This window comes from Streptomyces sp. NPDC050988 (assembly GCF_044456225.1).
Taxonomy (GTDB): domain Bacteria; phylum Actinomycetota; class Actinomycetes; order Streptomycetales; family Streptomycetaceae; genus Streptomyces.
This window is the reverse complement of record NZ_JBITFQ010000001.1, coordinates 1-12,826: the sequence shown is the minus strand read 5'-3', so window position 1 is coordinate 12,826 and position 12,826 is coordinate 1. Positions and strand designations below refer to the sequence as shown.

At 72.9% G+C, this 12,826-nt stretch carries 8 protein-coding genes; 7 read left to right on the top strand and 1 reads right to left on the bottom strand.

The features are described 5' to 3' along the window. Positions 1 to 156 precede the first annotated feature (156 nt). From ACIBEI_RS00040 to ACIBEI_RS00025, 4 genes are read left to right on the top strand one after another with little or no spacing between them, the layout of a single operon-like run. Positions 157 to 744: a (2Fe-2S)-binding protein gene (locus tag ACIBEI_RS00040; protein ID WP_398883438.1), complete on the top strand. Its 588-nt coding sequence runs from the start codon at positions 157 to 159 to the stop codon at positions 742 to 744. Continuing rightward, the gene (locus ACIBEI_RS00035; protein ID WP_398883437.1) at positions 741 to 1,733 is read left to right on the top strand and encodes an FAD binding domain-containing protein; all 993 of its coding nucleotides are present in this window, start codon (positions 741 to 743) and stop codon (positions 1,731 to 1,733) included. The genes ACIBEI_RS00040 and ACIBEI_RS00035 overlap by 4 nt, the downstream gene beginning before the upstream one ends. Beyond that, positions 1,730 to 3,859, top strand: a complete 2,130-nt coding sequence (locus ACIBEI_RS00030; RefSeq protein WP_398883435.1) for a xanthine dehydrogenase family protein molybdopterin-binding subunit — start codon at positions 1,730 to 1,732, stop codon at positions 3,857 to 3,859. Before ACIBEI_RS00035 ends, ACIBEI_RS00030 begins: the two co-directional genes overlap by 4 nt. After that, positions 3,852 to 5,048, top strand: a complete 1,197-nt coding sequence (locus ACIBEI_RS00025) for an XdhC family protein (protein ID WP_398883433.1) — start codon at positions 3,852 to 3,854, stop codon at positions 5,046 to 5,048. Before ACIBEI_RS00030 ends, ACIBEI_RS00025 begins: the two co-directional genes overlap by 8 nt. A 7-nt stretch (positions 5,049 to 5,055) precedes the next feature. Here the strand turns inward: ACIBEI_RS00025 and ACIBEI_RS00020 are convergent, their stop codons facing one another. Continuing rightward, on the bottom strand, positions 5,056 to 6,672 hold the full coding sequence (locus ACIBEI_RS00020) for a PucR family transcriptional regulator (protein WP_398885009.1): 1,617 nt from the start codon (positions 6,670 to 6,672) through the stop codon (positions 5,056 to 5,058). 308 nt (positions 6,673 to 6,980) lie between these two features. Between ACIBEI_RS00020 and ACIBEI_RS00015 the strand changes: the two genes are divergently transcribed. The 3 genes from ACIBEI_RS00015 (at position 6,981) to ACIBEI_RS00005 (ending at position 12,669) form a co-directional block, all read left to right on the top strand. Next, positions 6,981 to 8,240 carry an aspartate aminotransferase family protein gene (locus ACIBEI_RS00015; protein ID WP_398883431.1) on the top strand — a complete coding sequence of 420 codons (1,260 nt, stop codon included), beginning with the start codon at positions 6,981 to 6,983 and terminating at the stop codon, positions 8,238 to 8,240. Positions 8,241 to 8,362: 122 nt separating this feature from the next. Continuing rightward, positions 8,363 to 11,221 (top strand): FAD-binding and (Fe-S)-binding domain-containing protein, encoded by a 2,859-nt coding sequence (locus ACIBEI_RS00010; protein WP_398885007.1) that lies wholly within the window; start codon positions 8,363 to 8,365, stop codon positions 11,219 to 11,221. 5 nt (positions 11,222 to 11,226) lie between these two features. Continuing rightward, the gene (locus ACIBEI_RS00005; protein WP_398885005.1) at positions 11,227 to 12,669 is read left to right on the top strand and encodes an NAD-dependent succinate-semialdehyde dehydrogenase; all 1,443 of its coding nucleotides are present in this window, start codon (positions 11,227 to 11,229) and stop codon (positions 12,667 to 12,669) included. Positions 12,670 to 12,826: the final 157 nt, after the last annotated feature.

Genomic DNA, 12,826 nt, shown 5'->3' with positions numbered 1-12,826 from the left:
CCTGTGAGCGGACAACTGTCCGGTTGAGTCCACTCTAGCGCTGGGCACGGCCCGTGTGTACGCCCGTGACCGGTGTCACCAGCATTCCCTCTCTGACTCTTCTGCCCGCCGGACCGTCCCTCGGACGCCCTCCGGGAACGCGAAAGAAGGCTGATCATGGCCCCAGCCACCCCCTCGACGCACAGCGCCATAAGTCTGAACATCAACGGCGAGAAACGCACGCTCTCCGTCGACCACCGCACCACCCTGCTCGACGCCCTGCGGGAGCGTCTGGATATGACCGGCACCAAGAAGGGCTGCGACCAGGGGCAGTGCGGTGCCTGCACCGTCCTGCTCGACGGCCGTCGGGCCGTGTCCTGTCTGCAGCTCGCCGTGGCGGCCGAGGGGCGTGAGATCACCACCATCGAAGGCATGGCCGCCGGCGACCGACTCCACCCGGTGCAGCAGGCGTTCCTCGATCTGGACGGCTACCAGTGCGGCTACTGCACGCCCGGCCAGATCTGTTCGGCGATAGCGGTGATCGAGGAGCACGCGGCCGGCTGGCCGAGCGCCGTCACCGACGACGTCCGGCCAGAAGCCGGACCACCACCGCTGAGCGCCGACGAGATCCGTGAGCGGATGAGCGGCAATCTGTGCCGCTGCGGCGCGTACGTCTCGATCGTCGAGGCCGTCGCCCGTGGGGCCGCCGAGACGCAGGCCGTGACGTCCGCGGACCTTCCGCGGACCGAGGAGGCGGCGGCATGAAGGAGTTCGGCTACCAGAGGGTGTTCGACGTCTCCGGCGCGGTCGCGCTGCTCGACGCCGATCCCGACGCCCGTTTTCTGGGCGGCGGCACCAACCTCGTCGACCTGATGAAGACCGGCGTCGAGCGGCCCGCACGGCTCGTGGACGTCCGCGAACTGCCGCTGGACACCATCGAGTTGATGCGAGACGGCAGCCTGCGCATCGGAGCGACCGTCACCAACAGCGACCTCGCCGCGCACCCCGAAGTCCGGCGCCGCTACCCGGCGTTGACACAGGCCGTGCTGGCCGGCGCCTCCGGGCAGCTGCGCAACATGGCCACCGTCGGCGGAAACCTGCTCCAGCGCACCCGCTGCGGCTACTTCGCCGACGTGACCAAGCCCTGCAACAAGCGTGTCCCGGGCAGTGGTTGCCCCGCCATCGAGGGCGAGCACCACAACCACGCGATCCTCGGCGCCTCCGACCGCTGCGTCGCGACCCACCCTTCCGACATGGGCGTGGCGCTGACCGCCTTCGACGCGGTCGTGTCGTACGAAACGGCCGACGGACCGGGGGAAGTGCCGCTCAGCTGGCTCTACCTGCCCGTGGGAGACACTCCGCACCGCGAGACGGATCTGCCGCCGGGCGCGCTGATCACGCATGTCACGCTGCCGCCCGCCCCGGTCGCCGCCAACTCCCGCTACCGCAAGGTGCGCGAGCGCGCCTCGTACGCCTTCGCGATCGGCTCGATCGCCGCCGCGCTCGACGTCCAGGACGGCGTCGTACGCGATGTGCGCCTGGCCTTCGGAGCGGTCGCGTCCCGGCCGTGGCGGGCCCGCGCCGCCGAACGCGTACTGGCAGGTGGACCGGCCGACGCCGAGGCCTTCGCCGCCGCCGCGGACGCCGAACTCGCGGCCGCCCGGCCGCTGCCGCACAACGGATACAAGGTGACCCTGATGCGCAACCTCGTGGTGGCCGAGCTGACCCGACTCGCCGAGGAGGCCACCCGATGACCACCGTCACGACCGGCACCAGGGCGGTGAAGGGAGCAGTCGGCACCGCGCACACCCGTGTGGAGGGCCGCGACAAGGTCACCGGAGCGGCCCGTTACGCCGGAGAGATCCCCTTCGCCGAACTCGCCCACGGCTGGCTGGTGTTGTCGACCGTCGCCCGGGGCCGAGTCCACTCGGTGGACACCGCGCCCGTTCTCGGGATGCCCGGCGTGCTCGCCGTCCTGCACCACGAGAACGCCCCACGGGTCGAGACCGACTACCCGGGCCTGCTCGGGACCGCGCCGGACCCGACCGTCGCCGTCTTCCAGCACGACCGGGTGCCGCACATGGGCTGGCCGGTCGCCCTGGTCGTAGCCGACACCTCCGAGCAGGCCCGGGAAGCCGCCGAAGCACTCGTGGTGCACTACGAGCAAGAACCGCACGACGTCGACTTCTACGCGGGACACCCGGACGCGTACGCGGCGGAGGGCCATATGCCGGGTGTGGTGGCGAAGGGCGAACTGGAGGCCGAACTCGCGGCGTCAGCCTTCGTGGTGGACGAGGAGTACACCACTCCGGAGGAACACCACAACTCGATGGAGCCCCACGCGGCGACGGCCCGCTGGGACGGCGGCCGGCTCGAGGTCGTCGACTCCAATCAGGGCACGACCTGGGTCGCGGGCGAACTGGCGAACCTGTTCTCGCTGGACCCGGCCTCGGTGTGGGTGCGGTCCGAACACGTCGGCGGCGGCTTCGGCAGCAAGGGCGTCCGCCCGCACCAGGTGGCCGCCGTGATGGCCGCGACCGTCCTGCAGCGCCCGGTCCGGGTCGTCATGACCCGCCGTCAGATGTTCTCGCTGGCCGGCTACCGCAGCCCCACCACACAGCAGGTCAGGCTCGGCGCCGACGCCGACGGGCGGCTGCGCGCGCTGGACCACAGCTCGCTGAGCCTCACCTCGACCGTGCACGAGTTCGTCGAGCCCAGCGCCGGCGTGGCACGGGTGATGTACGACGCGGACGCCCACCACACGGCCAACCGGGTCGTACGGCTCGACGTGCCCACCCCGACCTGGATGCGCGCGCCGGGCGAGGCGCCGGGGTCGTTCGCAATCGAGTCGGCGCTCGACGAACTCGCCGAGAAGTGCGGCCTCGACCCCATCGAACTGCGCGTACGCAACGAACCCGAGCTGGGCCCCGTGTCCGGGCTGCCGTTCAGCAGCCGCAACCTCCTCGCCTGCTTCCGGACGGGCGCGGGCAGGTTCGGCTGGGCGGACCGCGATCCGCGGCCCGGACTGCGCCGCGAAGGGCGCTGGCTGCTCGGCACCGGCACGGCGGCCGCCTCTTTCGGCGCGATGGCCATGCCGTCCACGGGGGCGATCACGGCGGAGGCGGACGGAACCTTCACCGTGCGGATCAACGCGGCGGACATCGGCACCGGAGCCCGGACCGCGCTCACTCTGATCGCGGCCGACGCCCTGGAGGTGACACCGGACCAAATCCAGGTGCGCCTCGGCGACAGCGACCTCGGACCGGCGATGATCGCGGGAGGCTCGGCGGGCACCCGTTCCTGGGCCTGGGCGATCACCGCCGCGGCCGGCGACCTGCGGGAGCAACTCGCCCTCACCGACGGCATTCCACCGGAAGGGATCACGGCGCGCTCGAACACGACCGAGGCCATCGGCGCCCTCGCTCCCAAGGAACGCCACTCCTTCGGAGCCCAGTTCGCCGAGGTGGCCGTGGACGTCACCACCGGCGAGGTACGGGTGCGCCGCATGCTCGGCGTCTTCGCGGCGGGCCGGATCGTCAACCCCCTCACCGCCCGCAACCAGTTGGTCGGCGGAATGACGTGGGGCATCTCGATGGCCCTGCACGAGGAGGCGGTACGCGACCACCGTACCGGCGGCCACTACGGCGCCGACCTCGCCGGCTACCACGTAGCCGCGCACGCCGACGTACCGCACATCGAGGCGGACTGGGTGGACGACCCCGACCCGGACGACCCCGTCGGGATCAAGGGCATCGGCGAGGTCGGCATCGTGGGCGCGGCCGCCGCCGTCGCCAACGCGGTCTGGCACGCGACCGGCGTACGCCACCGGAACCTGCCCATCCGTCCCGACCGTGTCCTCATGGCGGGCGTGGATGCTTGACATCAGCGAGGAGCTGCACAGCTGGGCGGAGGAGGGCCGGGACTTCGCCGTCGCCACCGTCGTGGCCGTCGGCGGCAGCGCCCCGCGCGGCCCCGGCGCCGCACTCGCGGTCGACAGCGAGGGAACGGTCATCGGCTCGGTGTCCGGCGGCTGCGTGGAAGGAGCGGTGTACGACCTCTGCCAACAGGCGTTGGCAGACGGCGAGACCGTGCTGGAGCGGTTCGGCTACAGCGACGAGGACGCCTTCGCCGTCGGCCTGACCTGCGGCGGGATCATCGACATCCTCGTCACACCGGTGCGCGCGACGGCGCCCGCCCGGACGGTGTTCCGGTCGGCGCTGTCGGCCTCGGCCCAGGGCGAGCCGACCGCCCTCGCCCGGGTCGCCCGGGGCCCGGCCGAACTCCTGGGCCGGGCCCTGCTCGTACGGCCCGACGGGTCGTACGAGGGAGGGCTCGGCGGACACCCCGAGCTGGACCGGACGGCGGCGGCGCAGGCCGGCGCCATGCTGGACAACGGCAGCACGGGAACGATCGAGCTCTCGGCGAGCGCGACGAGATGGGGGTCCCCCCGGACGGAGTCCGGGGGAGGATCGCACTGTCCTGGTGGCATCACGCTGCTCGTCGAGACGCGCGTCCCGCCGCCCCGCATGATCGTCTTCGGTGCGATCGACTTCGCGTCCGCGCTGGTCCGGGTCGGCAAGTTCCTCGGCTACCACGTGACCGTCTGCGACGCCCGACCCGTCTTCGCCACCCGGGCCCGCTTCCCCGACGCCGACGACATCGTCGTCGACTGGCCGCACCGCTACCTCCGGCGCACCACGACCGACTCCCGCACGGTCCTGTGCGTACTCACCCACGACGCCAAGTTCGACGTGCCCCTGCTGAAGGAGGCTCTGCGGATGCCGGTCGCGTTCGTCGGCGCGATGGGCTCGCGCCGCACGCACAACGACCGCGAACGTCGGCTGCGTGAAGTGGGCCTGACGGAAGGGGAGTTGGCCCGGCTCAGCTCGCCGATCGGGCTCGACCTGGGAGCCCGTACGCCCGAGGAGACGGCCCTGTCCATCGCGGCGGAGATCGTCGCGGCCCGGCGGGGCGGCACGGGCGTCCCGCTGACCGGCTCGGACGCGCCGATCCACCGAGAGCCGATCCATGGAGAGGGGGAAGAGCGGGGCGCCGCGGCGGTCGCCTGAAGGGGCGTCAGCCCAGCCGGGACACGTCGAGCGCGATGAGGGCCACATGCAGTTCGGTCCGGCGCTCACCGGACTCGAGGTCCAGGTCGAGCATCCGCTCGATGGTGTGCAGCCGTTGGTAGAGCGTCTGCCGGGACAGCTCGCCCCGGCGTGCGGCGGTGGTCTTGTTGCCGGCGGCGTCCAGGTAGTGGCGCAGCGTCGTCAGCAGGCTGGTGCCGTGCCGGCTGTCGTGGTCGATGAGCTGGGCGAGCTGCCGCTCGGCGAAGCTCTGCACACGTGGGTCCTGGCGCAGCGCGTACAGGAGGTGCCGCAGACCGATGTCGGACAGCTCGTGGAAGGGCTTGTCCGAGGAGTGCGGCAGGGCCGCCTCCGCGACTCGTGTCGCCTCGCGGAAGGAGCGGGCCGCGCGGGAGAGGTCGGTGACCTCGGAGCCGACGCTCACGACGGCGCCCGCGTCCAGGTTCAGCGCGGTGCGGCCGAGCTGTTCGACCGTGGGTCGCCAGGACCCCGAGGGGCGCAGGGACAGCAGCACGCCCACGCGCCCTGGGGCCAGTTCGCCCACGAGGGCGGGCACGGTCACCGTCCGCAGGTCCTCGGCCAGCCGGGTTTCCAGCTCCTCGCCGCCCGGGTGGGTGCGAGTGTCGATCAGGACGGCGAGGAAGTGGCACTCCTCGGTGGGCAGACCCAGCGCGGCGGCGCGGGCCCGGGCCTCGTCGGGGGAGCGGTGGCGCTGCTCGGCTATGTCCCGCAGCGTGTTGCGGTGCGCGCTCCGCTCCCAGGTCGTGGCGTGGATGAGACGGGCGATGGTCAGGGTCATCGCCGTCCGTTCCAGCACGGCCACGTCCTCGGGGCCGAACGACGGGGTACGGGGGGTACGGGCCGGGGCGGGGAGCATGACGACGCGGCCCCACGGCTCGCCGCGGTACTCCACCGGTGCCACGAGCCAGTGTTCGGGACCGAGCACCTCCGTGTGGTCGCGGGCAGGCGTCGCCCGGGAACGCCGCTCCCACCCGGAGAGCGCCTCCTCGACGGTATGGCCCGAGGGTTCGCAGATCACCGCGTGGTGGACCAGGTTCTCCAGCACGACGGTGTGGCCGCTCGTCTCCGCCGCCGCCCGGACCACCTCCTCCGGGGAGGCGCCGCGCAGCGTCAGCGCGGTGAACGCCTCGTGGATCTGCTGGGTCCTGCGCATCGCCTGCATCTGGTTGCCGACGATGAGCGCGTGGACGACCTGGGTGACCTCAAGGAAGTTGACGTCCTCGGAGAGGGTGACGAGCGGCAGACCGCGGCTCCGGCAGGCCCGCACCAGCGCCTCGGGCGGACGGTGGTACCGGCGGACCAGTTCGATCACGAGCGCCGCCGCACCGATGTCGGCGAGCTCGTCCACGTACCGCCGCACCTCGGCGGGCTGCTCCGGCAGCGGCATACCGGTGGTGAGGACGAGCTCCCCGCCCTTCAGGAACGAAGCGGGATCCGTCAGCTCGGTGATGTGCACCCACTGGACCCGCCGGTCGAGACCGGACTCGCCGGCGACCACCCGGGGCTGCCCCGCGGCCAGCACGGGAAGCCCCAGCACGTCACCCACGGTGAGGGAACGGCCCGTCACCGCCTCCGGGCCCGTCACGGCCTTCGGCTCGTACCCGCGCCGCGCTCCGGCCGTCCGGTGTTTCTCACTCACGGTGCCTCCATACGTGCCCGGCCACCCTGACAAGCACCCGCCACCTGCGCAAGGCCGGTCCGGCGGCTGTTGACCGGGTCGTTGACGACGTGCCCGGCCCCGGGAGGTTGACACATCGTCCAAATGCCGTGCCCGGAGCGGACAGATCAGACGTTGTGGCGGTCCGGCTCCCTGGAAATGCTGAAGACGCCGAGCGAGAAACGACCGAGCGACATCCGACCGAGCGACATCCGACACAGCGCCGGGAGACGAACATGACCACACTGTCGCCGCACCTTCGCCAGGCCACGCCCGTGGTGGCGGTCCGGGGCGAGGGCGTCCACCTGTACGGGGAGGACGGCCGCCGCTATCTCGACTTCACCGCCGGCATCGGTGTCACCAGCACCGGCCACTGTCACCCCAGGGTCGTGGCCGCCGCCCAGGAGCAGGTCGGCACGCTCATCCACGGCCAGTACACGACGGTCATGCACCAGCCGCTGCGGCAGCTGGTCGACAGGCTCGGCGAGGTGCTGCCTGCCGGGCTGGACAGTCTGTTCTTCATGAACTCCGGCAGCGAGGCCGTGGAGGCCGCACTGCGCCTGGCCCGACAGGCCACCGGCCGGCCGAACGTCCTGGTCTGCCACGGAGGCTTCCACGGCCGGACCGTGGCCGCCGCTTCCATGACCACCTCCGGCACCCGCTTCCGCTCCGGCTTCTCGCCGCTGATGAGCGGGGTGGTCGTCACCCCCTTCCCGACGACCTTCCGGTACGGCTGGGACGAGGAGACCGCCACCCGCTTCGCCCTCCAGGAACTCGACTACACGCTCCAGACGATCTCCTCGCCCGACGACACGGCCGCCGTCATCGTCGAGCCGGTCCTCGGTGAGGGCGGGTACGTGCCCGCGAACCAGGCTTTCCTCGAAGGGCTGCGTGAGCGGGCGGACCGCCACGGCTTCCTGCTGATCCTGGACGAGGTGCAGACGGGAGTGGGCCGCACCGGCCGGTTCTGGGGCCACGACCACTTCGGCGTCACCCCGGACATCCTGGTCACCGCCAAGGGCCTGGCCAGCGGCTTCCCGCTGTCGGGCATCGCCGCCTCCGAGGAACTGATGCAGAAGGCCTGGCCGGGCTCGCAGGGCGGCACCTACGGCGCCAACGCCGTCGCCTGCGCCGCGGCCTGCGCCACGCTCGACGTCGTACGCGACGAGAAGCTCGTCGAGAACGCCGAGGCGATGGGTGCTCGGCTGCGGGCCGGTCTTGAGACGGTCGCCGCGAACACCCCCGGCATCGGGGACGTACGAGGGCTCGGCCTGATGCTCGGCACCGAGTTCGTGACCGAGGACGGGCAGCCCGACTCCGCGACGGCGGCACGTGTGCAACGGGCCGCGGTGGACGAGGGGTTGCTCCTGCTGCTGTGCGGAGCCTGGAACCAGGTCGTAAGGATGATCCCGGCGCTCGTCGTCGACGAGACGGCGATCGACGACGGGCTGCGAGCCTGGTCCGCCGCCGTGGAGACCGGAACCTCGGCGCCGTGACCGCTGGTCCGGACCCTCGCACGGGCCACGAGGCGGCGACGCTGCCGCCTCGCGGGCCCGGCTCGGCGGCACCCGACGGCACCGAGGCGCTGTCGCGACTGCTCGCCGGGACCGCCCCCGGGATGCGGCTCGACACCGGCGGCCGGACCGCCGCCTACGCGTACGACGCCTCCAACTACCGGGTGCCGCCACGGGCCGTGGCCTTCCCCCGCTCCGCCGCCGACGTCACCGCCGTACTGAACGCCTGCCGGGAACTGGGCATCCCCGTCACGGCACGCGGCGGCGGCACCAGCATGGCGGGCAACGCGATCGGCCCGGGTGCCGTCCTGGACTTCTCCCGCCACCTGAACCGCGTGCTGGACATCGATCCCGTGGCCGGAATCGCCAAGGTCGAGGCCGGAGTCGTGCTCGACGAACTGCGCACAGCCGCAGGGCGGCACGGGCTCACCTTCGGCCCCGACCCGTCATCGCACAGCCGGTGCACGCTCGGCGGCATGATCGGCAACGACGCCTGCGGCAACCGGTCCGTACGTCACGGGCGGACAGGCCGCCACATCGAGTCGCTGGAGATCGTCACCGCCGACGGAGTCCACGCGATCGCCGACCGCACCGGGCTGCGCGCGGCCGATCCCGCGGACACCGCGTCCGTCGAGCGCGTCGCCCAAATCGCGGACGAGGTACGGAAGTTGGTCGCGGAGCACCGCGCACTCATCCGGACCGAACTCGGCCGCATCCCGCGCCAGGTCTCCGGCTACCAGCTCCAGCACCTGCTGCCCGAGCACGGCTTCGACATGGCCCGCGCCCTGGTCGGCACCGAGGGCACCTGTGCGGTCGTCGTCGCCGCGACCGTCCGCCTGGTGGCGACGGCTCCCGCCTCGGCCCTGCTGGCCCTCGGCTACGACGACGTCGTGGACGCCGCCGAGGACGTACCGGAGATCCTGCGCTGGTCGCCCACCGCCGTGGAGGGCATGGACGAGGCCATCGTCGCGACCATGCGTGCCCGCCGGGGAACGGACTCCGTCACCGGACTGCCCGGCGGACGGGCCTGGCTGTACGTCGAACTCGACGGCGACGAGGAGGAGTTGGTCACCGCCCGCGCGGCCGAACTCCTGGACACTCTCAAGGCTCGGGGACGGATGGTCGACGGGCGGCTGGTGGCGAGCCCGGGGGAGCGGCGGTCCCTGTGGCGGGTCCGCGAGGACGGCGCCGGCCTGGCCGCCCGCCTGCTGGACGGCGGGGAGTCCTGGCCCGGCTGGGAGGACGCGGCCGTCGCCCCGGAGGACCTGGCCGACTACCTGCGGGACTTCCGCGCGCTGCTGGCCGCGCACGAACTGACCGGCGTGCTGTACGGGCACTTCGGCGCGGGCTGCGTCCACGTCCGCGTCGACTTCGACTTCGCCACGGACACCGGCCGGGCCGCCGCCCGCCGCTTCCTCCAGGAGGCCGCCGCCCTGGTGGTCCGGCACGGCGGCACGCTCTCGGGCGAACACGGCGACGGCCGGGCGCGCGGTGAACTTCTGGAGGTCATGTACAGCGACCGGATGATCCGGGCGTTCGCCGCGTTCAAGCGCGCCTTCGACCCGGAAGGCCTGCTGAACCCGGGCGTCATCGTGACACCGGCCGCGCTCGATGCCGACCTGGCCCTGCACGGCCCGCCGGTACCGGACGGCCGACCGACGCTCTTCACCTTCCCGCACGACGAGGACGGCTTCGCGGGCGCCGCCCGCCGCTGTGTCGGCATCGGCCGCTGTCGCTCCGACGCGTCGGCGGGCGGCGTGATGTGCCCCAGCTACCGCGCCACGGGCGACGAGAACGACTCCACCCGGGGCCGGGCACGAGCCCTCCAGGAAATGCTGCGCGGCGAGACCGTCCACGACGGCTGGCGCTCGACGGACGTCCGCGACGCCCTCGACCTGTGCCTGTCCTGCAAGGCGTGCTCCACCGACTGCCCGGTGGGCGTCGACATGGCCACGTACAAGGCGGAGTTCCTGCACCAGCACTACCGGGGGCGGATCCGGCCCCGCTCCCACTACTCACTTGGGTGGCTGCCGTTCACCTCTGCCCTGGCCGCCCGGGTCGCGAGGCCCCTGAACGCGCTGCTCCGCGGGCCCGTCGGCAGGCTGCTCGCGCGGGTGGGCGGCGTCACCAGGAAACGTACGATCCCCGCCTTCGCCTCCCGGCGCTCGCTGCGGTCCGCCCTGCGCACGTCAGCCACCGACGAGCCGACCGCACTGCTCTTCGTCGACAGCTTCACGCGCGCCTTCCGCCCCCAGGTGGCAGGGGCCACCGCACGCGTGCTCGCCGACGCCGGGATACCCAGCACCGCGCGGGAGGGTCTGTGCTGTGGGCTGACCTGGGTCAGCACCGGCCAACTGTCCGTGGCGCGGCGGGTCATGGCCCGTACCGTGGCCCGGCTCGACGGCGGACCCGACAGCGAGCTGCCGATCGTCGTGGCCGAGCCCAGCTGCGCCGCCGCGCTCAAACGCGATGTGCCCGAACTGCTCGGCACCGACGCCGCCCGGCGGGTCGCGGCCCGGGTCCACACCCTGACCGGCGCGTTGACCGACCTCGCCGCACCCGACTGGAGCCCGCCCCCGCTACCGGAGTCGGTGCTGCTGCAGACCCACTGCCACGAGTACGCGACCTTCGGCAGCCGCCGCCCCCGCGATCTGCTGACCCGCCTCGGGGTGGACGAGGTGACCGAGGCGGAGGGCTGCTGCGGACTCGCCGGGAACTTCGGCTTCGAGGAACAGCACTACGACACCTCGATGGCCGTCGCCGACCTGTCGCTCCGACCGCACCTCGACGCGGCGGCGGCCGACGGCAGACCGACCGTGGTGGCCGACGGCTTCAGCTGTGCCACCCAGATCGACCACCTCGACCAGCTCGCGGGCGGCCGGGGAACCCGCGCCGTGCATCTCGCGGAACTGCTCGACCCCGCCGCCCCCGCCCGTGCCGACCAGCCTGGAGACACACCGTGAGCATCCTGAACGACGTACCCAAGCAGCTGTTCATCGGCGGCAAGTGGCTGGACGCCGAAGCCGGCGCCACGATGCCGGTGGACGACCCAGCGACCGGCGAGATCCTCTGCCAGGTCGCCGACGCAGGGCCCGAGGACGCCCGGCTCGCCGAGGAAGCCGCCGTCGCGGCACAGGAGGAGTGGGCCCGGACGGCGCCCCGCTCACGCAGTGAGATCCTGCGCCGCGCCTACGAGATCATCCTCTCCCGCACCGACGAACTCGCCCTGCTGATGACCTCCGAGATGGGCAAGCCGCTGGCCGAGGCCCGCGGCGAAGTGGCGTACGCGGCCGAGTTCTTCCGCTGGTTCTCCGAGGAGGCGGTCCGCATCGACGGCGGCGGCTACGGCGTGCTGCCCGACGGCCGCAACCGGATGCTGCTGACGCGCCGCCCCGTCGGCCCCTGTCTGCTGATCACCCCGTGGAACTTCCCGCTGGCCATGGGCACCCGCAAGATCGGGCCCGCGGTCGCGGCGGGCTGCACGATGGTGTTCAAGCCGGCCCCGCAGACCCCGCTGACCAGCCTCGCGCTGGCCGGGATCCTCCGGGAGGCGGGGTTGCCGGACGGTGTGCTGAACGTCGTCACCACGTCACGGGCCGACAAGGTCGTCGAGCCGCTCCTGAGGGGCGGCCGCATCCGCAAGCTGTCCTTCACCGGCTCCACGCAGGTCGGGCGGATCCTGCTCGCCCAGTGCGCGGACACCGTCGTACGCGCCTCGATGGAGCTGGGCGGCAACGCGCCGTTCATCGTCTTCGACGACGCCGACCTCGACGCCGCCGTGGACGGCGCGATGATCGCCAAGATGCGCAACATGGGCGAGGCGTGCACCGCAGCCAACCGCTTCTTCGTGCACAGCTCCGTGGCGGACGAGTTCGCGGTGCGGCTCGCCGAACGCATGGGGGCGCTCGTCGTGGGACCCGGCACCCGGGACGGCGTGGACGTGGGCCCGTTGATCGACGACGCGGGCCGCGCCAAGGTCGAGGAACTGGTCGCCGACGCCGTCGGACGAGGCGCCCGGGTGCTGGTCGGCGGCGCCACTCCGGATGGGCCCGGCCGCTTCTACCCGCCGACCGTGCTGGCCGGCGTGGACCCGGGCAGCCGGCTGATGGACACCGAGATCTTCGGGCCGGTGGCGGCGATCCTCACCTTCGACGACGAGGACGAGGTGATCCGGGTGGCGAACGACACCCCGTGGGGGCTCGTCGGCTACGTCTTCACCGCGGGCCTGGACCGGTCGCTGAGGGTCAGCGAACGCCTGGAGGTCGGCATGGTCGGCCTCAACACGGGGCTCGTGTCCAACCCGGCCGCACCCTTCGGCGGCATCAAGCAGTCGGGGCTGGGCCGTGAGGGCGGCCGGGTGGGGATCGACGAGTTCCTGGAGTACCAGTACCTGGCGATGCCGGTGAAGTGACCCGCCGCGTGCCCGCCGCGCGGCCGGCCCCCCCCCGGGGGCCGCGCGGGGGGGGGGGGGGGGGGGGGGGGGGGGGGGGGGGGGGGCGGGGGGCCGCCCCCCCCCCGGGGGGGGGGGGCGGGGGCGCGCGCCCCCCCCCCCCCCCCCCCCGCCCCCC

Excerpts from the sequence above, each read along its gene's own strand:
- ACIBEI_RS00030 (WP_398883435.1), top strand. The coding sequence starts at position 1,730 with ATGACCACCGTCACGACCGGCACCAGGGCGGTGAAGGGAGCAGTCGGC.
- ACIBEI_RS00010 (WP_398885007.1), top strand. The coding sequence starts at position 8,363 with ATGCGGCTCGACACCGGCGGCCGGACCGCCGCCTACGCGTACGACGCC.
- ACIBEI_RS00025 (WP_398883433.1), top strand. The coding sequence starts at position 3,852 with ATGCTTGACATCAGCGAGGAGCTGCACAGCTGGGCGGAGGAGGGCCGG.
- ACIBEI_RS00015 (WP_398883431.1), top strand. The coding sequence starts at position 6,981 with ATGACCACACTGTCGCCGCACCTTCGCCAGGCCACGCCCGTGGTGGCG.
- ACIBEI_RS00035 (WP_398883437.1), top strand. The coding sequence starts at position 741 with ATGAAGGAGTTCGGCTACCAGAGGGTGTTCGACGTCTCCGGCGCGGTC.
- ACIBEI_RS00040 (WP_398883438.1), top strand. The coding sequence starts at position 157 with ATGGCCCCAGCCACCCCCTCGACGCACAGCGCCATAAGTCTGAACATC.